This window comes from Pseudomonas sp. NMS19W, from assembly GCF_051554255.1.
In the GTDB taxonomy this organism is placed as follows: Bacteria; Pseudomonadota; Gammaproteobacteria; order Pseudomonadales; family Pseudomonadaceae; genus Aquipseudomonas; species Aquipseudomonas kribbensis.
In genome coordinates this window covers 1,422,521-1,447,743 of record NZ_CP136718.1, presented here as the reverse complement: position 1 = coordinate 1,447,743, position 25,223 = coordinate 1,422,521, and the positions used below count along the sequence as shown (strand labels likewise).

The window sequence follows — 25,223 nt, the reverse complement described above, 5'->3', positions numbered from 1 at the left end:
GGCTCCGGGAAAAACCCGCCCGACCCAAGATTCAGTGTTAAGAATTGCGCAACAAAGCACTAATTAACATAACGAGCCTGAACCCTGGCTGACCTGAATCAACGGGACGCTTACTGCTGATTCTCCTGATCGGTGAACAGATCGCTGAACAACATGCTCGACAGATAACGCTCACCGGAGTCCGGCAGTACCACCACGATGGTCTTGCCCTGCATTTCCGGGGTTTCCGCCAGGCGCACCGCGACAGCCATCGCCGCGCCGCAGGAGATGCCGCACAAGATCCCTTCTTCCTGCATCAGACGCAGCGCCATGACCTTGGACTCTTCGTCGGTCACGCGCTCGACCCGATCCACCATCGACAAATCCAGATTCTTCGGTACAAAACCGGCGCCAATACCCTGAATCTTGTGCGGGCTCGGCTTGATCTCTTCACCGGCCAGCGCCTGAGTGATCACCGGCGAAGACACGGGCTCCACCGCTACCGAGAGAATCGGTTTGCCCGCCGTATTCTTGATATACCGCGAGACGCCGGTGATGGTTCCGCCCGTGCCAACGCCCGCCACCAGCACGTCGATGGCACCGTCGGTGTCGTTCCAGATTTCCGGGCCGGTGGTTTTTTCGTGGATGGCCGGGTTGGCCGGGTTGTCGAACTGGGCCGGCATGAAATATTTGCCCGGGTCGCCGGCAACGATCTCGGCAGCCTTTTCGATCGCGCCTTTCATGCCCTTGGCTGGTTCGGTCAGCACCAGCTCTGCACCCAATGCCTTGAGCACCTTGCGCCGTTCGATACTCATCGAGGCCGGCATGGTCAGCATCAGTTTGTAACCGCGAGCGGCCGCCACGAAGGCCAGGCCGATGCCGGTATTGCCCGAAGTCGGCTCGACGATGGTCATGCCCGGCTTGAGTTTGCCGCTGCTTTCGGCGTCCCAGATCATGTTCGCGCCGATCCGGCATTTCACCGAGTAGCCCGGGTTGCGACCTTCGATCTTGGCCAGAATGGTCACGCCACGGGGCGCAATGCGGTTGATCTGCACCAGCGGCGTATTGCCGATGGAATGGGCGTTGTCAGCAAAAATACGGCTCATGGCTGGGTCCTTGTGCAGCGTTGAATTCAGCTCTCCAAGGTAAGCCTGTTGCTCCTGCCAGTCCAGTCGGGTCGAACGTCTGCAACCGCCAACAGTCAATCGCTGTACACCCTTCGGGAATCGCCCCTATGAAGCGTCGCTACCGCTGGCCATTGTGGATACTTGGCACCGTCGTCGTACTGCTGATCGCCCTGCACATCGCCCTGCCGTACGTCGTGCGCAACTATCTGAATGACAAGCTGGCCAACATGGGCGACTACCGAGGTCAGATCACCGATGTCGATCTGGCTCTGTGGCGTGGCGCGTACAAGATCAACGGCCTGAAGATCGTCAAGGTGGACGGCAAGGTCCCGGTGCCGTTCGTCAACGCGCCGCTGATCGACTTGTCCGTCAGTTGGCATTCACTGTGGTACGACCACGCGGTGGTGGCACAGGTAAAATTCTTCAAACCCGAAGTCAACTTCGTCGATGGCGGCGCCAACAAGCAGAACTCCCAGACCGGTAAAGGCACCGACTGGCGCGCGCAGTTGGGCAAGCTGCTGCCGATCACCCTCGACGAAGTGCAGATCCACGACGGCCGCATCAGTTTCCGCAACTTCAACTCGAAACCGCCCGTGAACATGAATGCCACCAACGTCGAGGCCAGTATTTACAACCTGACAAACGTCGTTGACTCCAAAGGCAAGCGCGATGCCCGCTTCGAAGGCAAGGCCCTGCTGCTCGGCCAGGCACCACTGGAAACCTCCGCCACCTTCGACCCGCTGAGCAACTTCGAGGATTTCGAGTTCCGCCTGCGCGCCCGCGACCTCGAACTCAAACGCATGAACGACTTCGCCTCGGCCTACGGCAAATTCGACTTCAACGCCGGCCACGGCGATGTGGTCATCGAAGCCCAGGCCAAAAAAGCCCAGCTCACCGGCTACATCAAGCCGTTGCTGCGCGATGTCGAAGTGTTCAACTGGCAGCAGGACGTGGAGAACAAGAACAAAAGCATCTTCCGCTCAGTCTGGGAGGCACTGGTCGGCGGCACTGAAACCGTGCTGAAAAACCAGGCCAAAAACCAGTTCGCTACCAAGGTCGAACTCAGCGGCAGCGTCCATCAGCAAGATATCAGCGCATTCGAAGCGTTTTTGCAGATTTTGCGCAATGGATTCATTCAGGCATTCAATGCCCGGTATGAGCGGCCGAAGCCGGATGCGGGCTAGGTATTTGCGCGAGCGCATCCAGATACAAGGTATCGGCGCCGAGCTGAATATCCGGATCCAGCCATTCCACGGTCCAACCCTCATCTCCAAGGGTTACTGCGCAGAACACCTCTGGATCAAGTAATGGCTTGAGGCCCGGATACCTTTGAAGATTCTGGCTCAAATCGACACGCAACTGCTGACCATCAACAAAGGTCAGCACCAGACAAAAATCCGCTAAAGGTTCTATAGACGATAAACGGGGGCGTTTCCTGGGTAGCATCGGTTCCGATCCTCTTTCAGAGATGTTCAGCAGGCTACTTCCAAACCGATGATCGCTGAATGCTGGCTTTGCGCCGAAACTGAGTCAACATGTGACGCCCCATTCAGAGACTGAATAAGCCGTCTGCGTTCACAGTCGACCGGGCCGCGCGTTATAGTCGGGCATCCGATTATTTCGCCCCCGCCCTGCCCGTTCAGGTCGGCGTTACCGTTCGAGGATTAGCAGATGAAGTTCGAAGGCACCCAGGCCTACGTCGCCACCGATGACCTGAAGCTGGCGGTCAACGCCGCCATCACCCTGGAGCGGCCGCTGCTGGTCAAGGGCGAACCGGGCACCGGCAAGACCATGCTCGCCGAGCAACTGGCCGAATCGTTCGGCGCCAAGCTGATCACCTGGCACATCAAGTCCACCACCAAGGCCCATCAGGGCCTGTACGAGTACGATGCGGTCAGCCGTCTGCGCGACTCACAACTGGGTAATGAAAAAGTCCACGACGTACGCAACTATCTGAAGAAGGGCAAGCTCTGGGAGGCGTTCGAGTCCGAAGAGCGGGTGATTCTGCTGATTGACGAAATCGACAAGGCCGACATCGAGTTCCCCAACGACTTGCTGCAAGAACTCGACAAGATGGAGTTCTACGTTTACGAGATCGACGAGACGATCAAGGCCAAGAAACGTCCGATCATCATCATTACCTCCAACAACGAGAAAGAGCTGCCGGACGCCTTCCTGCGCCGCTGCTTCTTCCACTACATCGCCTTCCCCGATCGCAGCACCCTGCAGAAAATCGTCGACGTGCACTACCCGGACATCAAAAAAGACCTGGTCAGCGAAGCGCTGGACGTGTTCTTCGATGTGCGCAAGGTGCCGGGCCTGAAGAAGAAGCCGTCGACCTCGGAACTGGTGGACTGGCTGAAACTGCTGATGGCCGACAACATCGGCGAAGCGGTGCTGCGCGAGCGCGATCCGACCAAGGCCATCCCGCCACTGGCCGGTGCGCTGGTGAAGAATGAACAGGACGTGCAACTGCTTGAGCGCCTGGCGTTCATGAGCCGTCGCGGCACCCGCTAAGAGGCTGACGCCATGTTGCTCAACCTGTTCAATGAAATGCGTGCAGCCAAGGTGCCGGTCTCGGTGCGCGAGCTGCTCGACCTGATCAACGCGCTGAAACAGCGCGTGACCTTCGCCGACATGGACGAGTTCTACTACTTGTCCCGGGCGATCCTGGTGAAGGACGAACGGCATTTCGACAAGTTCGACCGCGCGTTCGGCGCCTACTTCAACGGCCTGGAAAAGCTCGACGATCACTTGCAGGCGCTGATTCCCGAGGACTGGCTACGCAAGGAATTCGAGCGTTCGCTGACAGACGAGGAACGCGCGCAGATCCAGTCCCTCGGTGGGCTGGACAAGCTGATCGAAGAGTTCAAGAAACGCCTGGAAGAACAGAAGGAACGTCACGCCGGCGGCAACAAGTGGATCGGCACCGGCGGTACCAGCCCGTTCGGCTCCGGCGGCTTCAACCCGGAAGGCATCCGGGTCGGCGACGCCGGCAAGCGCCAGGGCAAAGCGGTGAAAGTCTGGGATCAGCGCGAGTACAAGAACCTCGACGACTCCGTGGAACTGGGTACCCGCAACATCAAGGTCGCCCTGCGCCGCCTGCGTAAATTCGCGCGCCAGGGCGCCGCGGAAGAGCTGGATATCGACGGCACCATCGACCACACCGCCAAGGACGCCGGGCTGCTGAACATCCAGATGCGCCCGGAACGGCGCAACACGGTGAAGCTGTTGTTGCTGTTCGACATCGGCGGTTCGATGGACGCCCACGTGAAGATCTGCGAGGAACTGTTCTCGGCCTGCAAGACCGAGTTCAAGCATCTGGAGTACTTCTACTTCCACAACTTCATTTATGAATCGGTGTGGAAGAACAACATGCGCCGCACCTCCGAGCGCACCTCGACCCAGGATCTGCTGCACAAGTACGGCGCCGACTACAAAGTGATCTTCATCGGCGACGCCGCCATGGCGCCCTATGAAATCACCCAGGCCGGCGGCAGCGTCGAGCACTGGAACGAAGAGCCGGGTTACGTGTGGATGCAGCGCTTCATGGAGAAATACAAGAAGCTCATCTGGATCAACCCGTACCCGAAAGATACGTGGGGCTACACCTCGTCGACCAATATCGTGCGGGATTTGATCGAGGATCAGATGTATCCGCTGACGTTGCGCGGGCTGGAAGAAGGGATGCGGTTTCTGTCCAAGTAATCCGCAATGGTTCCCCCGCCAATGGCGGGGGAACGATCAAAAGCGTTGCAAATATTCGACATGTTCCCGGTGCGCGACGTCCTGCACCACCGGGCGCAATCTGACCTTTGCCCCCGGCAGATACTGTGCCAGGCGAGCCAGCGCCAACGGCGTCAACGCTCCCAACCGCGGGTAACCGCCAATCGTCTGCCGATCATTGAGCAACACGATCGGCTGCCCGTCCGGCGGCACCTGCACCGCCCCCAGCGGAATGCCCTCGGAAATCATCGGTTTGCCCTGATACTGCAACGCAGTCCCCAGCAGCCGAATGCCCATGCGATCGGCGCGACTGTCCAGCGTCCAATGACTGTTGAATGCATCGAACAGGCTCTGCCCGCTGAACTGACCGATCTGCGCGCCCAGCACCAGATCCAGCGGCGCGTCGAGGCGCAGATCCGGTCGATGCTGTGCCGGTACCTCGCGCACCAGCAGGGTTTCGCCCTGATAACTCAGCGAAGCACCCTTGGCCAATGGCAAACCAAAACCATCAAGACCACCCAGTTCCTCGCGCACCACCGTCGCACTGCTGCCCAACACTTTCGGCGCGTTGAAACCACCGGGCGCCGCCAGATAGGCCCGAGCCCCCAGCAACGGCTGGGTTAACTTCAAGGTCTGCCCTTTATGCAGCTTGAAACTGCACCACGGCGCCAGCGCTTCACCATCAATCTGCGCACCCAGATCAGCACCGGCCAGCGCGAGCAGACAGTCGTCCTCCGCCACCACCGCAAACCCGCCGAGGGTGATTTCGATCACCGGCAGATCCAGGCCATTGCCCAGCAGCCAGTTGGCCCAGGCCATCGACCGCCAGTCCGCCGCGCCGCCCTGGGTCACGCCCAGATGGCGCACGCCAAACCGCCCGGCATCCTGCAACAGGCACAGCGGTGTGCTCGCTTCAATCGTCAGTCGGCTCATGACAGTGCCTCCAGAGGTGTGTCATCACCGCCGAGGTTGATGAATTCTGCGTGGCTCACCGCTTCGAAACGCCACGGTATCGCCGGGCTGCATGAGGCTGTAGCCATCGCGCTCGCGGTCGAACAGTTTTGCCGGCGTGCGACCGATCAGGTTCCAGCCACCGGGAGACACCACCGGATACGCTGCGGTCTGGCGTTCGGCGATACCGACGCTGCCGGCGGCGACTTTCTTGCGTGGTGTATTCAGACGCGGTGCTGCCAGGACTTCTTCCACCAGCCCCATGAAGGCAAACCCCGGTGCGAATCCGAGCGCGAACACCTGATATTCCCGAGCGCTGTGCCGACGGATCACTTCTTCCACCGCCAGCCCGCTGCGTTGCGACAGCAGGCTCAATTCCGGGCCGACACTCAGGTCGTACCACACCGGCAACACATGGCACTGGCCGCCGGTTCGCGCATTCGGCGACAGGTCGATCAAGGCTTCGGCAATCAATTCCCGGGCCTGGCCCGGATTCAGTTCGGTCAGATCGTAATGCACCATCAACGTGGTGTACGACGGCACCAGATCGATCAGATGCGCGCCAAACACCGTGCGCAACCGCTCGCTGGCGGCGAGCATCCATGGCATGTTGGTTTCGGCGATTTCATCGAACAGGCGCAGCATCAGGCAATCCAGTGCCACCACTTCCACCCGCGGATTCATGGCGCGCTCTGCTCGTTCAAGGCCTGACGAATGCGCTGCACGGCCGCAACCGAACTGGCGTTGTCGCCATGCACGCACAAGGTGTTGGCTTGCAGGTGCAGCGCGCTGCCGTCGCTGGCGGTGAGGTTGTCACCACGGGCGATGGTCAGTGCTTGCCCGATGATGGTTTCGGCGTCGTGATGCACCGCGCCCGGCAGTTGCCGCGACACCAGTCGGCCGGCACTGTCGTAGGCGCGGTCGGCGAAGGCTTCAAACCACAGGGTCACGCCGTATTCGTCGCCAAGCTGTTGCGCGGTCGTGTTGTCGCGGGTGGCCATCAGCATCAGCGGCAGGCTGCGGTCGTAGGCCGCGACGGCCTGGATCACTGCTCGCAACTGCGCCGGGTTGGCCATCATGTCGTTGTACATCGCGCCATGGGGTTTGACGTAACTCACTCGCCCGCCCTGGGCACGGCAGATGCCGTCGAGGGCGCCGATCTGGTAATGCAGGATGTCTTGCAGTTCCTGGGCGGCGTAAGCCATGGAACGGCGGCCGAAACCCACCAGATCCTGATAGGCCGGATGCGCGCCGATCTGCACGCCGTGGCTCAGGGCCAGGCTGACGGTCTTGCGCATGATGCCCGGGTCGCCGGCGTGGAAACCGCAGGCAATGTTGGCGCAATCGATGAAGGGCATGACTTCCGCGTCCAGACCCATGGTCCAGCTGCCGAAGCTCTCGCCGATGTCACAATTCAATAGCAGGCGGCTCACGGTGAACACTCCTGTAGCTTTTGTCTTTTTTTATCGTAGGGCGTTGTCGCAGGTTATCAGTTACTGCGCGTCCAGTTGCTTGCCACGGGTTTCCGGCAGGCTCAGCGCCGCAAGAATCACCACGCCGTAGGACACTGCCGCAAAGGCACCGATGCCTACACTCAGCGGCACCTTCTGGCTGAGCAGGCCGATCAGCAGCGGGAACAATGCCGCCAGCGCCCGGCCGATGTTGTAGCAGAAGCCCTGCCCCGAACCGCGAATCCGCGTCGGGAACAACTCGGTGAGAAACGCCCCCATGCCACTGAAAATCCCCGAGGCGAAGAAACCCAACGGAAAGCCCAGCCACAGCATCACGCCGTTGCTGACCGGCAATTGGGTGTAGAGCAGAACGATGGTGAACGAGCCGACCGCGAACAGGATGAAGTTCTTCTTGCGGCCCAACAGGTCAGTCAAATAGGCGCTGATCACATAACCGGCGTAGGAACCGATGATCACCATCGCCAGATAACCGCCCGTGCCGAGTACGCTCAAGCCACGCTCGTTCTTCAGAAAAGTCGGCAGCCAGGAGGTGATCGCGTAGTAACCACCGAGGGCACCCGTGGTCAGCAATGAAGCGCGGAACGTGGTGAAGAGCATGCCGGGGGCGAAGATCTCGTAAAACTTCGACGGACTGTCCGGGGTTTGTTTGGCTTTCGCTTCGCGATAAATCTCCGGGTCCTTCACCAGACGGCGGACGAAAATCACGAATACCGCCGGCACGATGCCGAGGATGAACAGTGCGCGCCAGGCATCTTCCGGTGGCAATACCGAGAACAGCAGCGCATACAGAATTGCCGTCAGCCCCCAACCGAGCGCCCAGCCGGATTGCACCATGCCCACCGCTTTACCACGATCCTTGGCGCGGATCACTTCACCGATCAGCACCGCGCCGGCGGTCCACTCGCCGCCGAAACCGAAGCCCATCAGGGTGCGGGCGATCAGCAGTTGCTCGTAGTTCTGGGCGAAGCCACAAAGGAAAGTGAAGAAGGCGAACCACAGCACCGTCAGTTGCAGGGTACGTACGCGGCCGATGCGGTCGGAGAGAATCCCCGCCACCCAACCGCCGATGGCCGAGGCGATCAGCGTGCTGGTGTGAATCAGCCCGGCTTCTCCGGTGGTGATGCCCCACATCGCGATCAGCGTCGGCACCACGAAGCTGAGCATCTGGGTGTCCATGCCGTCCAGACCGTAGCCGATCTTGCAGCTCCAGAAGGTGCGGCGCTCCTGCTGATTGATGTTGCGATACCAGTCGAACGGGCCGGGACGGGCCGTGGTCTTGGGGAGGTCGAGGGTGTCGGGCGCACTCATGGCATGTCTCCGCAGGCTTTTATTGGTCTTGTTCGAAGCTCCGACGACGCCTATCGTGGGAACCGGATGCGTCGATTCTTGGGTGCGTCACCCGGTCGCGTCCAACGAATAAAACCCCGCCCAAGACATAAGAAAAATTTGTTGCCATGAACCTGAAGTTTCTCGAGACCTTCGTCTGGGTCGCCCGGCTGAAGAGTTTTCGCCTGACCGCCGACAAGCTGTTCACCACCCAGGCTTCGATCTCCAGCCGGATCGCGGTGCTTGAAGGCGAGCTTGGGGTGAAGCTGTTTGTGCGGGATTCGCGCGGTGTGAGCCTGACGCCGGAAGGCCTGAAAGTGCTGGACTATGCCGAGCAGATGCTCGACACGATGCAAGCGCTGAAGCAGTCCATCGAGACCCGATCGAGCAAGGTCGGCCGGGTGCGCATCGGGGTGATGGACACGGTGATTCACACCTGGCTCAGCCCGTTGGTGGCGCAGATGACCGATCTGTATCCCCGGGTGGAAATCGAGCTGGTGGCGGATACCTCGCTGAATCTCTGCGATCAGCTGCAAAAAGGCTTTCTCGATCTGATCCTGCAAACCGATCTGGTGCGCCATGAAAGCGTGCGCAGCCTGGAGCTGGCCAGCCACCCTATCGGCTGGATCGTCGCCAGCAATTCGATCTACAACCGCGACTACGCAAACCTCGCCGACCTGGCGCAGGAACGGATCATCACCTACTCGAAAAACTCCCGGCCGCATCAGGACATTCTGGCGCTGATGCAGGCCCAGGGCGTGCTGGCGCCACGCTTGAACTGTGTGAACTCGGTGTCGGCGATCACCCGGCTGCTGCGCGACGGATTCGGCATTGGCGCACTGCCACCGGCGCTGGTGGCCGAGGAACTGGCGCGGGGTGAACTGACCCTGCTCGACATCGATCAACGACCACCCGCTCTACAAGTGGTGGTGTCATGGCGAGTAGGTGTGGAATGGGTCGAAGAGATTGTGACGTTGTGTCAGCAGGTGCTGGAGGGGTATGCGCGCAAGGTGGGCACGGATTACATCGTTCTGAGTTGATCGTTCCCACGGCGTGGGAACGATGCATCGAGGTTTACAGCCCGCGCACATCCCGGTCTTCGATCGGCCGGCTCTGGCGCAGGCGCTTGCCGCCCAGCACCACCCAGTCGATCAGACGGAACAGGCATTCGAGGCCGAACGACAGCAGCAGCGCGCCACTCATGCCCCAGATCATCGCTTCCGGTGTTAGCAGAATCTGGTAGCTGTAGCCGTTCCAGGTTTCCTTGCGGATATCCGGATCGGCAGCCAGCACCACTTGCAGGAAGCGGATATACCACGGGCCCTGCATCGCCTGGAATTGCTTGTCCAGCGCCAGCTGACGGTTGAGCAAGGTGCTCAGGCTGTCGGCATCGCTGCGAAACACCGGGTCTTCACTGGCGCGATAGTGAGCGACCAGTGCCTGCAAATCGCCCTTGAAGAACTGCTCGGCAGTGCCCTGGAAGCCACGCAGACCGGTCTGCGCCTCGATCAGATGCGCTTCGACCCGCTTGGCGTAATCGTTGATGAATCCCGGCACCTGGACACCGATCAACAGGCCCGCCGCAAACAACACCAGCCGTAGATAACTGAGCAACATCGAGGAGAGATCCTTTATTCGGTCGTGCCCTGGCTGACGCATTCGCCGCGTCGCCACAGGCTCCATTGGCCCGGTTCGTAGCGGGTCCAGGTTTCGTTTTCGGTCAGAGGTTCGGTGGCAATCACCGTGACCACGTCGTTGGGCGTGGTTTCGGCCTGGAAGTCGACGATCACATCGACGTCCTTGAGCCGTGCCGGGCCGAACGGTGCGCGCCGGGTGATCTGCGCAAGTTTGGTCGAGCAATAGCAGAACAGCCAGTCGCCGTCGCTGAGCAGGCAGTTGAACACGCCTTTGCTGCGGTATTCGGCGCAAGCCGCGACCAGATCCGGCAGCAGCACTTCTATATCGACCGGTTCCGGAAACGCTGCACGTACGCGGTTGAGCAAATCGCAGAACGCCGCCTCGCTGTCGGTATCGCCGACCGGGCGGTAGAAACTCTTGATCGGGGTGAAATCGGCGAGCTGGCCGTTGTGCGCGAAGCACCAGTTGCGTCCCCACAGTTCGCGGACGAACGGATGGGTGTTGGACAGGCAGACCTTGCCGACGTTGGCCTGACGGATATGGCCGATCACCACTTCGCTCTTGATCGGATAACGCTGCACCAGATTGGCGACTTCCGACTCGCAGCTGGCTGCCGGGTCCTGGAACAGCCGCAGCCCGCGACCTTCATAGAAGGCGATGCCCCAGCCATCGCGGTGCGGACCGGTGCGACCGCCGCGCTGCATCAGCCCGGTGAAGCTGAACACGATATCGGTCGGCACGTTGGCGCTCATGCCCAATAGTTCACACATGTGCGGGCTCTCGTGATTACAGACGCGGCTCGACGCGCCCGCGCTGCGGATTGCTCGGCAGCGGTGGACGGCCGTAACGATCATCGCCGGCGCCGCCGAACGGTTGATCGCCGTCACGCTCGTCTTCGGCACGGGCGGCTGCGCGGGCGGCCTCGGCCTGTTCCTTGCGCGCCTTCGAAGCGCGTTCGATCGGGAAGCGGATCAGCACGAAAATCAGGTACAGGCCGAACGCGATCATCGCGTACATGAGCAATTCGGAAATCGCCCGCCAGGCGTTGTTGCCGACCTTGAACGCCAGGTCCAGCGCCGTGATGGCGACGGCCGGGGCGAATTTTTCCTTCACCGGATCGATGATGGTCGGGCTGAACAGCAACACCGCCATCAGCACACGCAGCGGCTCGCGCAGCCAGCGCCACATCCAGCGGGTCATGCGCATCCATACCAACAGGCAGCCTACGGCAGCAAAGGCGTAGAGGCCCCAGGCGATCAGATAGTCGTTCTCGGTCATGGTGTCCATGGCAAGGCAGGCAAAGAGGCGCTTATAGTAACGACTTTTCGCACATCAGGCTTCCCCGCCGTCCGTGCGGTCCTCATTTGTCATGTTCGAGAGCCCTCCATGCCCGTATCCGCCAACGTCACCAGCGCCCCGATTGCCCGCAAGGATGCCGGTGCCGACCCGTATGCCTGGCTGCAGGAACGCGACACCGACGCGGTGCTCGACTACCTCAAGGCCGAAAACGACTACCAGCAGGCGCAGACCGCCGATCAGGCAGAGCTGCGCGAAACCCTGTTCGAGGAGATCAAGGGCCGGATCCTCGAAACCGACCTGTCCCTGCCGTCACCGTGGGGTCCGTATCTGTATTACACCCGCACCACGGCGGGTGACGAATACCCGCGCCACTACCGCTGCCCGCGCCCGGCCGACGACAGCCTGACCCTCGACGAAAGCCGCGAGCAACTGTTGCTCGACCCGAATGCCCTGGCCAATGGCGGCTTTTTCTCTCTCGGTGCATTCAGCATCAGCCCGGATCACCAGCGCCTGGCCTACAGCGTCGATGCCTCGGGCGACGAGATTTACACGCTGTTCGTGAAGGAACTGGCCAGCGAGCGCATCAGCGAACTGGAATTCCAGGACTGCGACGGCAGCATGACCTGGGCCAACGACAGCCTGACGCTGTTCTTCGGCGTGCTCGACGACACCCATCGCCCGCACAAACTGTTCCGCTACCGCCTCGACGGCACCGCCGCCGAAGAGGTGTTCCACGAGCCGGACGGGCGTTTCTTCCTGCATTGCTACCGTGCCAGCTCCGAACAGCAATTGCTGTTGTCGCTCGGCAGCAAGACCACCAGCGAAGTCTGGGCGCTGGATGCCAATCAGCCGCACCAGCCGTTCACCTGCCTGGCGCCACGGGTCGAGGATCACGAATACGACGTTGATCACGGCAAGCTCGACGGCGAGTGGACCTGGTTCATCCGCACCAACCGCGACGGCATCAACTTCGCGCTGTATCAGGCGCCGGACACCGGCATCGCGCCGAGCGAAGCCGACTGGCAGAATCTGATTCCCCACAGCGATTCGGTAATGCTCGATGGCGTGACCCTAAACGCCGAAGCCCTGACCCTGAGTCTGCGCGAGGGCGGACTGCCGATCATCGAAGTGCGCCCACACGGCCTGGCGCCTTATCGTGTGCAATTGCCGGACGCGGCCTACAGCCTCTATGTGCAAAACAGTCTGGAATTCGAAAGCGACCGCATTCGCCTGCGCTATGAAGCACTGAATCGCCCGGCCCAGGTTCGGCAACTGATCCTCGCTACCGGCGAACAGGAAGTGCTCAAGGAAACCCCGGTGCTCGGCCCGTTCGACGCCGACGCCTACGTCAGCCAGCGCCTGTGGGCCACGGCTCCGGACGGCACGCTGGTGCCGATCAGTCTGGTGATGAAACGCGAAATGCTCGGCAAACCGGTGCCGCTGTACCTCTACGGTTACGGCGCCTACGGTTCGAGCCTCGACCCGTGGTTCTCCCACGCCCGCCTGAGCCTGCTGGATCGCGGCATGGCATTCGCCATCGCCCACGTCCGTGGTGGCGGTGAGCTGGGCGAAGCCTGGTATCGCGCCGGCAAGCAGGAACACAAACAAAACACCTTCAGCGATTTCATTGCCTGCGCCGAATTCCTGATCCTCAACGGCATCACCACCGCGCCACAACTGGCGATCAGTGGCGGCAGCGCCGGCGGTTTGCTGATCGGTGCGGTGCTCAACCAGCGCCCGGATCTGTTCGGTGTGGCGATTGCCGAAGTGCCGTTCGTCGACGTGCTCAACACCATGCTCGACCCGGATCTGCCGCTGACCGTCACCGAATACGACGAGTGGGGCAACCCCGAAGAGCCTGACGTCTACGAACGAATCAAGGCCTACGCGCCGTACGAAAACGTCACCGCCCAGGCCTATCCCGCGACGCTGGTGATCGCCGGCTACAACGACAGCCGCGTGCAGTACTGGGAAGCGGCCAAGTGGGTGGCCAAGCTGCGCGCGACCAAGACCGACGACAACCCGCTGCTGCTCAAGACCGAACTGGGCGCCGGCCACGGCGGCATGAGCGGGCGTTATCAGGGATTACGTGACGTAGCGCTCGAATATGCATTTGTTTTCAAGGTTCTGGGCATCGCCTGAGGAACTCCGCCGGTCACTTGGGTCTTAATTCCGGGCACCGGAAGCCGATAATCAAGTCGGCTCCCGGTGGCGAGCCTGTAACCCGACACAACAAAAAGACCGCGATGACATGTCAGAACCGACCTTACTGAACAACGAAATCCGTGACTGGCTGATGGACTGCGGCCTGTTCGATCAATTGCAACTGGCGGATTTCGCCGCCGCTTCAGGCTACTTCAGCATCAGCACCGTGGCTGAGGGCGAGGCGATCTTTCGCGAAGGCGATGCCGGCAGTTTCATGTGCATCATCCACACCGGCCAGGTGGCCGTGCAGAAAACCGGCGCTGACGGCCAGGTCATTACCATGGCCACCCTGCGCAGCGGTCGGGCCTTCGGCGAAATGGCCGTGCTCGATGGCGAACGCCGCTCGGCGACTTGCGTGGCGGCGAGCAACTGTCAGTTGCTCAACCTCGGCAAGGACTCACTGGAAAAAATGCTCAACGACGCGCCGAAAATCGCCGCCAAGATCATCCGCGCCCTCGCCGTTTCCCTCTCCAAACGTCTGCGCATGGCCGACGGCCAACTGGCGGCACAGCAGATCTAGCCGCCGGGGGATTTGGTTTTACCTTCGGGCTGTTCGATACCCGGCAGCGGCTGATCTTTGGACGGCGGGCTGGGCATCTCGATCGGCACCAGCGGTGGCCCGCCACTGCCGGAGCCGGCCTTGGGAATCGATACCGGACTGATCTGCGGATACGGCGTCGGCGTTGCGGTGCCGGGCGAACCCGGTTGCGGGGTCGGGCTGGCGGGAATCGTCTGTTGGGCCTGCACTGCAGTAATCGAGAGCGCGGCCAGGGCAATGACCGTTAGAATGGTGCGCTTCATCAAGGGCTCCGTTGCCTGAAGTCTGCTCTCAGGCTACTCCCAACGCGCCTGCTTGCCTTCCCCCTGTAGAGATTTCCATGAAACGTTTCGTTCTGCTCGACACCACGCCGATCCCTGACAACGGCGGCGCCCTGTGCCTGTTCGAGTATGGCGAGGACTTTGTCATCAAGATCCAGGGCGGCGATGGCGGGCAATTGATGAACACCCGCATGCACGGTTCCGAAGACGCATTGGCCGAGATCCCGTGCCGCAAGGTTGCCGGCCGACCAAACTCGCGGGTGCTGATCGGCGGGCTGGGCATGGGCTTCACCCTCGCCTCCGCGCTCAAACATCTGGGCAAGAGCGCCGAAGTGGTGGTCGCCGAACTGGTGCCCGGCGTGGTCGAGTGGAACCGCGGCCCGCTCGGTGAAAAGTCCGGACGTCCGCTGCTCGACCCGCGCACGGTGATCCGTCAGGAAGACGTGGCCAAGGTGCTGCAAAGCGAGCCGAACGGCTTCGACGCGATCATGCTCGACGTCGACAACGGCCCCGAAGGCCTGACCCAGAGGGCCAACAGCTGGCTGTATTCCGCCGCCGGCCTCGCCGCTTGTGCCAGGGCGATGCGACCCAAAGGCGTGCTGGCGGTGTGGTCCGCCAGCGCCGACCGGCAGTTTTCCGACAAATTGAAGAAGGCCGGTTTCAAGGCCGAGGAAGTGCAGGTCTTCGCCCACGGCAACAAGGGCACCCGCCACACGATCTGGATTGCCGAGAAGCTCAAGGGCTGAGCTAAACTTGCGTCATAACCGTCATTAGTCTTTCTACAAAGGTGAACCCATGAGTTCGTCCACCCCGACCAACACTTCGAAGCTGGATCGCATCCTTGCCGACAACCAGCGCGACAAAGAAATGGGCTACCGCGACAAGGCCCTGAAGATGTACCCGCACGTGTGCGGCCGCTGCGCCCGTGAGTTTTCCGGCAAGCGTCTGAGCGAGCTGACCGTGCATCACCGCGACCACAACCACGACAACAACCCGCAGGACGGTTCCAACTGGGAACTGCTGTGCCTGTACTGCCACGACAACGAACACTCGCGCTACACCGACCAGCAGTATTTCGGCGAAGGCTCCCTGAGCACGCCGAAAATCGCCAAGGCCACGCACAACCCGTTTGCGGCGCTGGCCGGTCTCATGAAAAAAGAAGACTGAGTCACCACTCCGATCGTTCCCATGCTCCGCGTGGGAACGATCTGTCCTGAATCTGCCCGCCCTCCCCCAATCCCCGTATAATCGCCCTCTTTTTCCCGAAGGCACCCCGCTCGTGGCAGACAAACGGTACAGCTGCATTGGTTTGTATAACCCCAAATCACCGGAAAACGTCGGTTCGGTGATGCGCGCCGCAGGCTGCTATGGCGTGTCGACCGTGTTCTACACCGGCAAGCGCTATGAGCGCGCCGCCGATTTCGTCACCGACACCAAGCGCGTGCACTACGACATCCCGCTGATCGGCATCGACGACCTGAAAAAGATCCTGCCGCTCAATTGCGTCCCGGTCGCCGTGGAACTGGTCGACGGTGCCCGCCCATTGCCGGAATACACCCACCCGGATCGCGCCCTGTACATCTTCGGCCCCGAAGACGGCTCGCTGGATCAGGAAATCCGCGACTGGTGCGAAGACGTCGTGTACATCCCGACCACCGGTTGCATGAACCTCGCCGCCACGGTCAACGTCGTGCTCTACGACCGCATGGCCAAAGGCCTGAACACCCGTTCCGGGCCGAAATTCCGCTGAAACGCCGCACATCCGATGGAACAAGCTGACCGCCAGTGCAGTCAGCTTGTTTATCCATCACTCATTGCCTGGAGAAAGATCATGACCGAGCTCAAACGCGTCGAGCGTATCGAATCCACCCCGTTCCAGACCCGTTCCGAACAGAATGTGGAAGGCTGGGAGCGCATCGGCTCGCTGGCCGGCGGCGTGATCATGGTCGGCAAGGGCCTGCGCCGTGGCGGCGTGTTCGGTCTGATCCAGGTGGCAATTGGCGGCGTGGCCATGGCCCGTGGCATCACCGGCCACAGTTCGATGAAAAGCCTGCTGGAGAAAAGCCGTCAGGATATGAACAACGTGCGCACGAAGATCGAGCGCGCCGGTGAAGAGCTGAGCAAGCTCAAAGCCAATGCCGAAGCGGCGACCAAAACCGCCACCGTGACCGGCAATGATTCGGTGAGGTCGCCCAAAGCCGGGGTCTGATCGCTACTGAAGCAACCCGGAATCAAGCGCCTTGGACGACTCGCCGATGACACTCTCGGCGAGTTGCACAAACGCCTTGGTATCCACCGTCCCCAGATGCATCGCCCCGCGCAGCACATCGTCCAGCGAGCGCTTGTTGCGGGTCTTCAGACGGATCTCGCGATCCAGCTCCTGTAACAGCAGAACAGCTTTGGAGACCTGCGCCGGACTGATCTGCTCGCCGCGCAAAGTCGTCACTTTCTGGCTGTCCTTCGCCATTTTCACCTGATACGCCTGATAACGTTCGTCGCTCATGCCACCAGCACGGCGCATCAGTTCGACGGCGTAATACTCGGCGAACCCTTCCTTGATCCAGTCACTGCGCTGCTCGTCGTTGATCCGTCCGAACACCTGCGCCAGCTCACGGACCAAAGGGCTGCTGCCGCTTTCGCTGACCAGCGGCAACCGCGTGTTGAGGTAGATCGATTCCCGCGCCGCCAGGCTGCCGCGCCACATCGGGTCGTTGGCGCCGACAATCAGCAGTTTGCCCGGATGGCGCGGATACACCGCTTGCACCTGCGGCCAGACGAAGGTCAGCAGCGTCAGCACGTCCATCCGGCGCATGCCCTGCCCTTGGGGCGACGCTACGGTGACTTCGGTTTCACCCAGCCGCGTGCGACGACTGCCGAGGTGTCCGGCGAGCATCCAGCCCGTGGGCCGGTCGAACAGGCGGAACGGATTGTCGATGCGGAATTTGTTCTTGCCGATGCGCGGCCAAGCGGTTTCGACGCTTTTCCAGCCGTCGGGCAGTTCGAATTGCAGGCGTGAGACCAGTTCGATGCCGTCCTGCTGATCGAGCTTTGCCGGCGGCACCAGTTCATCGCCGCGCATCAGTGCCCAGGTCGGCGTCATGCGCGTGTCGAAGCTGCCGTTCTTGCGGCCGTGGCTGATGCGTACGCGGTAGGTCAGGCTGGCCTTGTCTGCCGTCGGACGCCACACGCCGCGTGCCTGCTGGCCCGGCGTCAGTTGCCATTGGCCGTCGGCCTTGAAGTCGCTGTAGTGGCTGCCGTCGCCGAGGTCGAAATCCAGACTGCGCACGGCCTCGCCCTTGGCCAGGGTCAGGCGCACTTCGGCCTGATCGCTTTGCGGCAACAGGCGCACGTGGTAATCCAGATCGACTTTTTTCGCGGCCCACACCGGCGCGCTCAGCATCAGCAGTCCGACGATCAGCGTCCGGCGCAATCCCACAGCCATACACACTCCTTGTTGAAACTCGATCCTCGAGGCCTGGATCCTCGAGGGGCTTAGCCGGCCCGGAAAATCAGGTGATCTTCCCAATCGTCTTCCGGCACGCTGCCTTCGGCGAGCATGCGCCCGGACTGGGAAATCCGTTCGTGATGCACGGCGTCGCGATCACCGCAGACCAGGTGATGCCACAACGGCAGGTCCTTGCCTTCGCTGACCAGTCGATAACCGCAGGTCGGCGGCAGCCATTTGAATTCTTCGGCCTGGCCCGGGGTGAGCTGGATGCAGTCCGGGACAAACTTGATGCGATTCGGGTAATCGCTGCACTGGCAGGTTTTCAGGTCCAGCAGTTTGCAGGCGATGCGCGTGTAATAGACGCTGTTGTCTTCTTCATCCTCGAGCTTCTGCAGGCAGCACAGGCCACATCCGTCGCACAGCGATTCCCATTCCTCGTGATCCAGTTGATCGAGGGTTTTGCGTTTCCAGAACGGTTCGACTTTGGCGGCCATGGCTCAAGCATCAACATCAGGTGGTGAAAAGGCCGCCAGTCTAGTGCCCAGGGCCCCGTGGGCCAAGCGCTGGCGACTGCCGGTTGTGCAGGGCTTGTCAGTTTTTGCGCGGCCAAGTAGCTTTGCCTGTCTCAAGAAGCCCTGGCCGGGTGCCATTAACGCTCGACCGCGTTGCATTCCGGTGAACTGCACGGCTTCGGATTCAGCCCCCATCGTTCAGCCCAACTGATCCCGCCGGGTTTTGCTTCAAACCTATCCTCAAACGTAGCAAGGAATCTCTCGATGAGTGCCAACCCTCGCGTTGCCGAATACGCCATTCACCCGCAGTTCACCGATCGCTGGTCGCCCCGCGCCTTCACCGGTGAAGCGATTTCCGAGGAAACCCTGCTGAGCTTCTTCGAAGCCGCACGCTGGGCACCATCGGCGTACAACTCGCAGCCGTGGCGTTTCCTCTACGCCCGTCGCGACACGCCGAACTGGGAGCGTTACCTGGGCCTGCTCAACGAATTCAACCGCAGCTGGGCGCAGCACGCGTCGGCGCTGGTGATCGTGATTTCGAAAACCACCTTCACCGCACCGGGTGCGACCGAAGAAACGCCGGCGCTGTGGCACACCTTCGACACCGGTTCCGCGTGGGGCCACCTGGCGCTGCAAGCGAGCCTGAGCGGCTGGCACACCCACGGCATGGCCGGCTTCGATCAGGAGCTGACCCGCAAGGAGCTGAACATTCCGGAAGGTTATGCGCTGCACGCCGCTGTAGCGGTAGGCAAACTGGGTGACAAGGCAACCCTGGCGGATTACCTGCAAGCACGGGAAACACCGAGCCCGCGTCGTCCGCTGAGCGAGCTGGCGGCTGAAGGCGATTTCACCCTCTAAGCCATACTGCAAAACGAACTGTGGGAGCAAGTTTGCTCCCACAGTTTTTATCGCGGCGAATCAGTAACCGCGTGCGAAATCCACTTCCCCACGCAACGCTTCTCCCGCCTGATACGCCCGCAGATTATCCAGAAACAACTGCACCATCATCGGCGGCGAGGTCGGTGCCGAGCTGTGCCCGGTCAACAGCAGGCCCCACGCGGTCCAGAACGGATGACGTTGCGGCAGCGGCTCCTGACGGCAGACGTCGATCACCGCGCCCGCCAGATGGCCTTCCTTCAGCGCTTCCACCAGATCCGCATCGACCACCGCCACACCGCGCCCGGCGTTGATGAACAACCCGGTCGGCTTGAATTGCTTGAACAGCGCCGCGTCGTAAATGTCGTGAGTGTGCTCGGTGTTGGGCAGCAGATTGACCACGTAATCCACTTCACCCACCAGCCGAGGCAGGTCAGCCATCGAACCGACTTCGACAAACGGCGCCTGCTCCCGGGCGCTGCTGGCGATGCCGTACAACTCGACGCCGAATGGCCGCAGGAACTGCGCCACGCTCTGGCCGATGTCACCGGTGCCGACGATCAGCACCTTGCGCCCCACCAGGCTCTGGCCGGTGCGGTTGTCCCACTTGCGCTCGACCTGGCTGACCAGCCGCGCCAGTACTTCGCGCTCGTGACCGAGCATGTAGGTCAGCACGTACTCGGCCATCACCTGACCGAAAATGCCGACCGCCCGGGTCAAGCGGTAATCCCGACGCAAGCCGTCGGCCAGCAGCGGCGTGATGCCGGCCCAGGTCGATTGCAGCCATTGTGGCTGGTGGCCCTGACGCAGCAGGGTCGCCAGCAGATCCGGCTGCCCCAGCCACACCGGGCAATCGACGGCCTGGCGAGCCAGTTCGGCGGAGTCACCGCTGGTCAGCACTTCAAGCTCCGGGGCCGCCTGACGCAACAGTCGGGCGTATATCGCGTGGTCGTGTTCAGCAATCAGAACGCGCATCTTCAAACCTTTCGCAAACCGTGCAGACGGCCGTCCACTTCGTGGCAGTCGTCGCCGTAAAAACAGTTCCAGGGATTACAAGAGGCCCGGGACCGGGCCTCGCAGGTCAGACCGGGTCGTTGCGTCGCAGCAATTCTTCCGGCAAGTGCTCGATGTACTCTTCCTCGGCCGGCGGCATCTGCAGGTGGTAGCCCTGCTTGTCGAGGTTCTCCAGGACGACGGCGATGTCTTCGCTGGCCAGCTTGCGCTCGGGGGTCAGCACCAGATCGAAGGAATGCTTCGCCTTGCCGAACGCCGCCATCAGGGCTTCCGGCACACGCTCCAGCGCATCGCTTTTGAGCACGTAAAGGTACATGCCGCTTTTCTTCGAACTTTGGTAAATGGAGCAAATACGTTTCAAGGCTGTTCTCCGGCAGTGGCCAGGCTGTCGAGCAGCTTCTGGCCCATCAATTCGCGGCGCCAGCCACGCAGCGAATCAGGCAATTGGTAAGGCCCCTCGGGGAAGCCGCTTTTGACCAGCGCTTCGAGGGTTTTCTTGCGCAGCATCAGTTCCGGCGCGATGCCCAGGCGTTCAGCCTCGGCCTGGCCCAGGGCGCGCAGTTGCTTGATCAGCGCGGCGGCTTCGATCGGCAGCGGCTCCGGCACGGCTGGCGGCCACTGATCAGGCCCCACACTGCCAGAGCGCTTGATCAGATCAAGCAGAAACTCGCCGTCCTGACGCACGGTACGCGGGTGCATGTCTTCGATCTTGCCCAGCGCGCTGAGGTTGTCCGGTTGCGTGCGGGCCAGCGGCCACAGCGAATGCTCACGGACGATGCGATTGCGCGGTAGATCGCGGGCGCGAGCTTCGCGTTCACGCCAGGCGCACAGCTCGCGCAGAACGGCGAGTTGCGCGCGGGACAGTTTCCACGCCAGTTTCGCCTCGCGATACACCTCGTACGGATCGGTCTCGCGACGCAGGTTGGCGACTAGTTCGGCGCCGTCCTCCAGCACCCAGGCGAATTTGTCGTCGGACAGTTTCGGACGCAGTTGTACGAAAACTTCCGCCAGATGCACGGCATCTTCGGCGGCATAGCTGATTTGCGTGTCGGACAACGGACGCTGCAACCAGTCGGAACGGGTTTCGCCCTTCGGCAGTTCAATGCCGAGCACTTCCTGCACCAGACGCGAATAGCCCATCGAGAACCCGAGGTTCAGGTAGGCCGCAGCCAGTTGCGTGTCGAACAGCGGCGCCGGCAGGCTGCCGGTCAGGCGCAGCAGGACTTCGAGGTCTTCGCTGCAGGCGTGCAGGACTTTGAGCACCGCCGGGTTTTCCAGCAACGCCGCCAGCGGTTGCCAGGCGTCAATGGTCAGCGGGTCGATCAGATAGGCGCGTTTGCCGTCGCCGACCTGCAACAGACCGGCAATCGGGTAGAAGGTGTCGACCCGCATGAATTCGGTGTCGAGGGCAACGAAAGGCAGCTGCTGCCACTCGGCGCAAAACTGCGCGAGGCTATCGTTGTCGCGAATCCAGTGAATATCGATGGCCACACGGCTCTCCCTTCAAGAATGGCGCGCAGTATATATCGCCACCGGCGCTTTCCGCGCCTGTGCAGGGCAAGAGCGTTGATGAAATCTCCTGCCTGCCAGCAAGAATAGTCTTACAGAACAATTCCGACGGATCAGTCCTTGGCCAATACGCCGTCGATGACCGCCCCCCGGCAACCGGCAAACAGGTCCAGATCGTGCTGATAGACCTTGCTCTGCACTTCCAGCAGACCGAGCATCGAATGGAACAGGTTGTCCTGGCTCAACGGTTTGTCGCGGCTCAACTGCAGGCAATGGGTGTCGACCGAGTAGGACTTCTGATAGCTGTCGGAGAACCAGGCCAGCATCGCCACATGTTTCTGTTGCTCCGGCGCCAGCATGTACGGGGTGCCGTGCAGGAACAGGTTGTACTCGCCCAGGGACTCGCCGTGATCGGAGAGGTACAGCATGGCGGTATCGACTTTTTCCTGATTGCTGCGCAGCACATCGATCAGGCTCGACAGCACATGGTCGGTGTACACCAGCGTGTTGTCGTAACCGTTGACGATACTTTCGCGGCTGCAATTGTTCAGCGCGTTGCTTTCACACACCGGCGTGAAGTGTTCGTATTCCTTGGGATAACGCTTGAAGTATTCCGGGCCGTGGCTGCCCATCTGGTGCAGCACCAGCACGGTGTCCTTGTCCAGGTGATCGATAAAACTCTGCAGGCCTTGCAGGAGGATTTCGTCGCGGCATTCGCTGTTGGCGCACAGGGCCGGGTCTTTCAGATTGCTCACGTCCTGCAGGGTGACGCGATCGCAGGTGCCCTTGCAGCCCGACTGGTTGTCGCGCCAGATCACATCGATGCCGGCGCGCTTGAGCACGTCCAGCAGCCCTTCCTGATTCTTCGCCTTGCTGGCGTCGTAATCCTGGCGACTCATGTTGGAGAACATGCACGGCACCGAGACCGCTGTTTCCGTACCGCAGGAATGCACATCGGTGAACGCGATCAGGCCGGCTTCCTTGTCCAGTTTCGGCGTGGTGTCGCGGTGGTAGCCGAGGATGCCGAAGTTCTCCGCCCGGGCACTTTCACCCACCACCAGCACGGTCAGCGACTTGCGCGGACGGTTTTGCAGTGCCGGGTTGCGCTGGGCGTCTTCGCCAATCTTGATGAACGGTTGCCGGGCGGAAACCACCTGTTCACGCAGATAGCCGGCCGATGCACCGATGTAGTTGCTCGGCACCAGCATCAGGCGCAATTCGTGGTGGTTGCGAAACAGCGAAGACAAGCCCTGATAGTTGGCCAGTGCCACGCCACCAATAACAGCGAACGATGCTGCACACACCACAACTTTGCTTAATAACTCGCGGTGCCAGCGACGATAATCAACAGGCAACTTCCACAACAACCACGACGGCAGTACGCCCAAAAACAATAGATAGGCGAACAACTTCAATGACAGCAGATCACGAACTTCCGTGGCATTGGTTTCAGCGAAGTTGCGAAACATGCCGGCGTCAATCATCACACCATACTGACTCATGAAATAAGCCACACCGGCACTGGTCAGAAACAGCGCCGTCAACACCGGTTTCAATATCGGGCGAAACGCCAGAAAGGTCAGCACGATGTTGTAGGCCGCGAAGATCATCACTCCGAACGCAATACCCATGGCGATGCCGTCGGCAGCGGTGATCTCGAGGAGATGTTGCCAAAGTACGAAATTGAATCCGATCAAAAGAAAGGCGCTGGCAAACAACGTCACCCATTTCGGGCGCACGGCTTTTAACTTCAACATATGAGGGGGCTATTTCCTGAAAAAGAAGCGCCGTGGCCAATTGTAAAAACTTCATTGACCCGGGCAATGAAAACTCTACGTAGCCCCCCATCAATTTTTTGTGAAAAAGAAGCCAACGATTAGTTGGCTCATGAAATAACCATGAAATCCGGACATTTGTCAGGTGTGATTCAGAATAAATTACAGCTCGCTCCGGCAGAGCGCACAGGAGGCGTATCGATTTTTTAAATACCCCTCGGGATTTTCTGATTTGCCGGCGCCGGTATCGCGCCCGCCTAATCGACAGCCTCTGATTCAAAGGTCTGAAGATGGAAAACGTTCGCGCCACTGCCCGCCCCGACGTCTGGCTGATGCTCGGCATCGTCCTGGTCGCCCTTAACCTGCGCCCGTCGATGGCCGCCGTCGGGCCTTTGCTGTCGGCGATTCGTGGCGATATTCCGCTGAGCTTCAGCCTGGCATCGCTGCTGACCATGCTGCCGGTGATGGCCATGGGGCTGGCGATGTTTTTCGGGATCGGCATCAGCCAGCGTCTGGGCGAGCGGCGCACGGTGCTGCTGTCGTTGCTGATCATCGGTGTGGCGACGCTGTCGCGGCTGTTTCTCGACTCGGCGGCGCAACTGATCGTCAGCGCCGTGCTCGCCGGGATCGGCATCGCGCTGATTCAGGCCTTGATGCCGGCACTGATCAAATCGCGGTTTCCCGACAACGTGGCGCTGTGCATGGGCTTGTATGTCACGTCGATCATGGGCGGCGCCGCCCTGGCCGCCTCGTTCGCGCCTCGGGTGATGCTCGGTACCGGCAGTTGGCGTGCAGGGTTGGCGATCTGGGCGGTACTGGCGCTGCTCGCGTTGCTGTTCTGGTTGTCACAACGCGATGACGTACCTTCCGTCACCACCACTGCCGTGAAGAAGGAGGCCTTCTTCACCCATTCCCGCGCCTGGTTGCTCGCCATCTTCTTCGGTCTGGGGACGGCTTCCTACACCTGTGTACTCGCGTGGCTGGCGCCGTACTACGTGGAAAACGGCTGGAGCGAACAGAACGCCGGTCTGCTGTTGGGTTTTCTGACGGCCATGGAGGTGATTTCCGGTCTGGTGGTTCCCGCTATCGCCAACCGCAACCGTGACCGGCGTCTGGTACTGGGTGCCCTGTTGGTGCTGATCATTGGCGGATTCTGCGGCTTGATCATCAGCCCGCAACACCTGAGCCTGTTGTGGCCGTGCCTGCTGGGCCTGGGAATTGGCGGGCTGTTCCCGATGAGCCTGATCGTCTCCCTCGATCACCTCGACAACCCACAGCGTGCCGGCGGGTTGACCGCGTTCGTGCAAGGCATCGGCTACCTGATTGCCGGCCTGTCGCCGCTGCTGGCCGGGGTGATCCGTGATCGACTGGGCAGCTTCGAATGGGCCTGGTGGTCGCTGACCGCGGTGATGGTGGTCATGCTGCTGATCGTGCTGCGTTTCGACCCTCGGCAATACGCCCGGCACTTTTGCTGATCGGGCGTTGTGCACGGTGCTTCACCCCTCTGGCTAAAGGCTTCTGGCCATCTTTTACAGGATCGTTTTGAC

General features: G+C 61.1%; 27 protein-coding genes and 1 pseudogene. 12 read left to right on the top strand and 16 right to left on the bottom strand.

The features are described 5' to 3' along the window. Positions 1–110: 110 nt before the first annotated feature. On the bottom strand, positions 111–1,085 hold the full coding sequence (cysK, locus tag R1A29_RS06625; RefSeq protein WP_085710303.1) for a cysteine synthase A: 975 nt from the start codon (positions 1,083–1,085) through the stop codon (positions 111–113). A gap of 128 nt (positions 1,086–1,213) precedes the next feature. On the opposite strand from cysK, the gene R1A29_RS06620 reads away from it, so the two are divergent. Continuing rightward, positions 1,214–2,290, top strand: coding sequence for a DUF748 domain-containing protein (locus R1A29_RS06620; RefSeq protein ID WP_438300980.1), 1,077 nt, complete (start codon positions 1,214–1,216; stop codon positions 2,288–2,290). Here R1A29_RS06620 and R1A29_RS06615 read toward each other — a convergent pair. After that, on the bottom strand, positions 2,250–2,552 hold the full coding sequence (locus R1A29_RS06615; protein WP_438300979.1) for a DUF2442 domain-containing protein: 303 nt from the start codon (positions 2,550–2,552) through the stop codon (positions 2,250–2,252). The genes R1A29_RS06620 and R1A29_RS06615 overlap by 41 nt on opposite strands. 225 nt (positions 2,553–2,777) lie before the next feature. Between R1A29_RS06615 and R1A29_RS06610 the strand changes: the two genes are divergently transcribed. Both R1A29_RS06610 and R1A29_RS06605 read left to right on the top strand, forming a co-directional pair. Beyond that, the gene (locus tag R1A29_RS06610; protein ID WP_076566454.1) at positions 2,778–3,623 is read left to right on the top strand and encodes an AAA family ATPase; all 846 of its coding nucleotides are present in this window, start codon (positions 2,778–2,780) and stop codon (positions 3,621–3,623) included. Between the two features lie 12 nt (positions 3,624–3,635). Beyond that, on the top strand, positions 3,636–4,814 hold the full coding sequence (locus R1A29_RS06605; protein ID WP_007956512.1) for a vWA domain-containing protein: 1,179 nt from the start codon (positions 3,636–3,638) through the stop codon (positions 4,812–4,814). 36 nt (positions 4,815–4,850) lie between these two features. Here R1A29_RS06605 and R1A29_RS06600 read toward each other — a convergent pair whose 3' ends face one another. The 4 genes and pseudogenes from R1A29_RS06600 to R1A29_RS06585 all read right to left on the bottom strand — a co-directional run bounded on the left by R1A29_RS06600 (position 4,851) and on the right by R1A29_RS06585 (position 8,563). Then, on the bottom strand, positions 4,851–5,765 hold the full coding sequence (locus R1A29_RS06600; RefSeq protein ID WP_438300978.1) for a biotin-dependent carboxyltransferase family protein: 915 nt from the start codon (positions 5,763–5,765) through the stop codon (positions 4,851–4,853). Next, positions 5,762–6,467: pseudogene (locus R1A29_RS06595) on the bottom strand (5-oxoprolinase subunit B family protein). Before R1A29_RS06595 ends, R1A29_RS06600 begins: the two are co-directional and overlap by 4 nt. After that, on the bottom strand, positions 6,464–7,216 hold the full coding sequence (locus R1A29_RS06590) for a 5-oxoprolinase subunit PxpA (RefSeq protein WP_438300977.1): 753 nt from the start codon (positions 7,214–7,216) through the stop codon (positions 6,464–6,466). Before R1A29_RS06590 ends, R1A29_RS06595 begins: the two are co-directional and overlap by 4 nt. 60 nt (positions 7,217–7,276) lie before the next feature. Then, the gene (locus R1A29_RS06585; RefSeq protein WP_085710290.1) at positions 7,277–8,563 is read right to left on the bottom strand and encodes an MFS transporter; all 1,287 of its coding nucleotides are present in this window, start codon (positions 8,561–8,563) and stop codon (positions 7,277–7,279) included. A 146-nt stretch (positions 8,564–8,709) separates the two neighbouring features. On the opposite strand from R1A29_RS06585, the gene R1A29_RS06580 reads away from it, so the two are divergent. Beyond that, the gene (locus R1A29_RS06580) at positions 8,710–9,621 is read left to right on the top strand and encodes a LysR family transcriptional regulator (RefSeq protein ID WP_438300976.1); all 912 of its coding nucleotides are present in this window, start codon (positions 8,710–8,712) and stop codon (positions 9,619–9,621) included. 34 nt (positions 9,622–9,655) lie between these two features. Here the strand turns inward: R1A29_RS06580 and R1A29_RS06575 are convergent, their stop codons facing one another. Genes R1A29_RS06575 through R1A29_RS06565 form a run of 3 tightly spaced genes read right to left on the bottom strand, consistent with a single transcriptional unit; the run spans position 9,656 to position 11,506 of the window. Next, positions 9,656–10,198 carry a DUF2937 family protein gene (locus R1A29_RS06575; RefSeq protein WP_085710286.1) on the bottom strand — a complete coding sequence of 181 codons (543 nt, stop codon included), beginning with the start codon at positions 10,196–10,198 and terminating at the stop codon, positions 9,656–9,658. 14 nt (positions 10,199–10,212) lie between these two features. After that, positions 10,213–10,989, bottom strand: coding sequence for a class II glutamine amidotransferase (locus tag R1A29_RS06570; protein ID WP_003222625.1), 777 nt, complete (start codon positions 10,987–10,989; stop codon positions 10,213–10,215). Positions 10,990–11,005: 16 nt separating this feature from the next. Then, the gene (locus tag R1A29_RS06565) at positions 11,006–11,506 is read right to left on the bottom strand and encodes an MFS transporter (protein WP_085710282.1); all 501 of its coding nucleotides are present in this window, start codon (positions 11,504–11,506) and stop codon (positions 11,006–11,008) included. Between the two features lie 99 nt (positions 11,507–11,605). On the opposite strand from R1A29_RS06565, the gene R1A29_RS06560 reads away from it, so the two are divergent. Next, the gene (locus tag R1A29_RS06560; RefSeq protein WP_438300975.1) at positions 11,606–13,660 is read left to right on the top strand and encodes a S9 family peptidase; all 2,055 of its coding nucleotides are present in this window, start codon (positions 11,606–11,608) and stop codon (positions 13,658–13,660) included. Positions 13,661–13,769: 109 nt separating this feature from the next. Next, entirely contained in the window at positions 13,770–14,243 is a 474-nt protein-coding gene (locus tag R1A29_RS06555) for a cyclic nucleotide-binding domain-containing protein (protein ID WP_085710279.1), read from the top strand. On the opposite strand, the gene R1A29_RS06550 is transcribed toward R1A29_RS06555, so the two are convergent. Next, positions 14,240–14,524 (bottom strand): hypothetical protein, encoded by a 285-nt coding sequence (locus R1A29_RS06550; RefSeq protein WP_114881811.1) that lies wholly within the window; start codon positions 14,522–14,524, stop codon positions 14,240–14,242. The two genes, R1A29_RS06555 and R1A29_RS06550, sit on opposite strands and share 4 nt — an antisense overlap. Before the next feature lie 77 nt (positions 14,525–14,601). Between R1A29_RS06550 and R1A29_RS06545 the strand changes: the two genes are divergently transcribed. From R1A29_RS06545 to R1A29_RS06530, 4 genes are all read left to right on the top strand, one after another. After that, positions 14,602–15,288 (top strand): hypothetical protein, encoded by a 687-nt coding sequence (locus R1A29_RS06545; RefSeq protein WP_438300973.1) that lies wholly within the window; start codon positions 14,602–14,604, stop codon positions 15,286–15,288. Positions 15,289–15,337: 49 nt separating this feature from the next. Next, complete coding sequence (locus tag R1A29_RS06540; protein ID WP_007944009.1) at positions 15,338–15,709, top strand: YajD family HNH nuclease; 372 nt, start codon at positions 15,338–15,340, stop codon at positions 15,707–15,709. Positions 15,710–15,821: 112 nt separating this feature from the next. Then, positions 15,822–16,292, top strand: coding sequence for an RNA methyltransferase (locus R1A29_RS06535; protein ID WP_007958066.1), 471 nt, complete (start codon positions 15,822–15,824; stop codon positions 16,290–16,292). 81 nt (positions 16,293–16,373) lie between these two features. After that, entirely contained in the window at positions 16,374–16,751 is a 378-nt protein-coding gene (locus R1A29_RS06530) for a YgaP family membrane protein (protein ID WP_438300972.1), read from the top strand. Between the two features lie 3 nt (positions 16,752–16,754). On the opposite strand, the gene R1A29_RS06525 is transcribed toward R1A29_RS06530, so the two are convergent. Together R1A29_RS06525 and R1A29_RS06520 are read right to left on the bottom strand one after the other, a co-directional pair. Then, positions 16,755–17,984, bottom strand: coding sequence for a hypothetical protein (locus R1A29_RS06525; protein ID WP_438300971.1), 1,230 nt, complete (start codon positions 17,982–17,984; stop codon positions 16,755–16,757). Positions 17,985–18,034: 50 nt separating this feature from the next. Further along, entirely contained in the window at positions 18,035–18,484 is a 450-nt protein-coding gene (locus tag R1A29_RS06520) for a YcgN family cysteine cluster protein (RefSeq protein ID WP_003222605.1), read from the bottom strand. A gap of 282 nt (positions 18,485–18,766) precedes the next feature. On the opposite strand from R1A29_RS06520, the gene R1A29_RS06515 reads away from it, so the two are divergent. Further along, positions 18,767–19,360: a nitroreductase family protein gene (locus tag R1A29_RS06515; RefSeq protein WP_085605592.1), complete on the top strand. Its 594-nt coding sequence runs from the start codon at positions 18,767–18,769 to the stop codon at positions 19,358–19,360. Positions 19,361–19,420: 60 nt separating this feature from the next. Here R1A29_RS06515 and R1A29_RS06510 read toward each other — a convergent pair whose 3' ends face one another. From R1A29_RS06510 to R1A29_RS06495, 4 genes are all read right to left on the bottom strand, one after another. Beyond that, positions 19,421–20,353 (bottom strand): D-2-hydroxyacid dehydrogenase, encoded by a 933-nt coding sequence (locus R1A29_RS06510; protein WP_085710268.1) that lies wholly within the window; start codon positions 20,351–20,353, stop codon positions 19,421–19,423. Positions 20,354–20,459: 106 nt separating this feature from the next. Beyond that, positions 20,460–20,753, bottom strand: coding sequence for a YcgL domain-containing protein (locus R1A29_RS06505; protein WP_085683112.1), 294 nt, complete (start codon positions 20,751–20,753; stop codon positions 20,460–20,462). Then, the gene (gene rnd / locus R1A29_RS06500; protein ID WP_438300970.1) at positions 20,750–21,883 is read right to left on the bottom strand and encodes a ribonuclease D; all 1,134 of its coding nucleotides are present in this window, start codon (positions 21,881–21,883) and stop codon (positions 20,750–20,752) included. The genes R1A29_RS06505 and rnd overlap by 4 nt, the downstream gene beginning before the upstream one ends. A 131-nt stretch (positions 21,884–22,014) precedes the next feature. Further along, positions 22,015–23,658 (bottom strand): phosphoethanolamine transferase, encoded by a 1,644-nt coding sequence (locus R1A29_RS06495; RefSeq protein WP_438300969.1) that lies wholly within the window; start codon positions 23,656–23,658, stop codon positions 22,015–22,017. 308 nt (positions 23,659–23,966) lie between these two features. Here R1A29_RS06495 and R1A29_RS06490 point away from each other — a divergent pair, with 308 nt between their 5' ends. Continuing rightward, complete coding sequence (locus tag R1A29_RS06490) at positions 23,967–25,151, top strand: cyanate transporter (protein ID WP_438300968.1); 1,185 nt, start codon at positions 23,967–23,969, stop codon at positions 25,149–25,151. Positions 25,152–25,223: the final 72 nt, after the last annotated feature.

Coding starts and splice junctions, on each gene's coding strand:
- R1A29_RS06610 (WP_076566454.1), top strand. CDS start 2,778: ATGAAGTTCGAAGGCACCCAGGCCTACGTCGCCACCGATGACCTGAAG.
- R1A29_RS06545 (WP_438300973.1), top strand. CDS start 14,602: ATGAAACGTTTCGTTCTGCTCGACACCACGCCGATCCCTGACAACGGC.
- R1A29_RS06580 (WP_438300976.1), top strand. CDS start 8,710: ATGAACCTGAAGTTTCTCGAGACCTTCGTCTGGGTCGCCCGGCTGAAG.
- R1A29_RS06555 (WP_085710279.1), top strand. CDS start 13,770: ATGTCAGAACCGACCTTACTGAACAACGAAATCCGTGACTGGCTGATG.
- R1A29_RS06515 (WP_085605592.1), top strand. CDS start 18,767: ATGAGTGCCAACCCTCGCGTTGCCGAATACGCCATTCACCCGCAGTTC.
- R1A29_RS06575 (WP_085710286.1), bottom strand. CDS start 10,198: ATGTTGCTCAGTTATCTACGGCTGGTGTTGTTTGCGGCGGGCCTGTTG.
- R1A29_RS06560 (WP_438300975.1), top strand. CDS start 11,606: ATGCCCGTATCCGCCAACGTCACCAGCGCCCCGATTGCCCGCAAGGAT.
- R1A29_RS06605 (WP_007956512.1), top strand. CDS start 3,636: ATGTTGCTCAACCTGTTCAATGAAATGCGTGCAGCCAAGGTGCCGGTC.
- R1A29_RS06525 (WP_438300971.1), bottom strand. CDS start 17,984: ATGGCTGTGGGATTGCGCCGGACGCTGATCGTCGGACTGCTGATGCTG.
- R1A29_RS06570 (WP_003222625.1), bottom strand. CDS start 10,989: ATGTGTGAACTATTGGGCATGAGCGCCAACGTGCCGACCGATATCGTG.
- R1A29_RS06620 (WP_438300980.1), top strand. CDS start 1,214: ATGAAGCGTCGCTACCGCTGGCCATTGTGGATACTTGGCACCGTCGTC.
- R1A29_RS06540 (WP_007944009.1), top strand. CDS start 15,338: ATGAGTTCGTCCACCCCGACCAACACTTCGAAGCTGGATCGCATCCTT.
- R1A29_RS06565 (WP_085710282.1), bottom strand. CDS start 11,506: ATGGACACCATGACCGAGAACGACTATCTGATCGCCTGGGGCCTCTAC.
- R1A29_RS06550 (WP_114881811.1), bottom strand. CDS start 14,524: ATGAAGCGCACCATTCTAACGGTCATTGCCCTGGCCGCGCTCTCGATT.
- R1A29_RS06600 (WP_438300978.1), bottom strand. CDS start 5,765: ATGAGCCGACTGACGATTGAAGCGAGCACACCGCTGTGCCTGTTGCAG.
- R1A29_RS06495 (WP_438300969.1), bottom strand. CDS start 23,658: ATGTTGAAGTTAAAAGCCGTGCGCCCGAAATGGGTGACGTTGTTTGCC.
- R1A29_RS06490 (WP_438300968.1), top strand. CDS start 23,967: ATGGAAAACGTTCGCGCCACTGCCCGCCCCGACGTCTGGCTGATGCTC.
- R1A29_RS06585 (WP_085710290.1), bottom strand. CDS start 8,563: ATGAGTGCGCCCGACACCCTCGACCTCCCCAAGACCACGGCCCGTCCC.
- R1A29_RS06520 (WP_003222605.1), bottom strand. CDS start 18,484: ATGGCCGCCAAAGTCGAACCGTTCTGGAAACGCAAAACCCTCGATCAA.
- R1A29_RS06615 (WP_438300979.1), bottom strand. CDS start 2,552: ATGCTACCCAGGAAACGCCCCCGTTTATCGTCTATAGAACCTTTAGCG.
- cysK (WP_085710303.1), bottom strand. CDS start 1,085: ATGAGCCGTATTTTTGCTGACAACGCCCATTCCATCGGCAATACGCCG.
- R1A29_RS06510 (WP_085710268.1), bottom strand. CDS start 20,353: ATGCGCGTTCTGATTGCTGAACACGACCACGCGATATACGCCCGACTG.
- R1A29_RS06530 (WP_438300972.1), top strand. CDS start 16,374: ATGACCGAGCTCAAACGCGTCGAGCGTATCGAATCCACCCCGTTCCAG.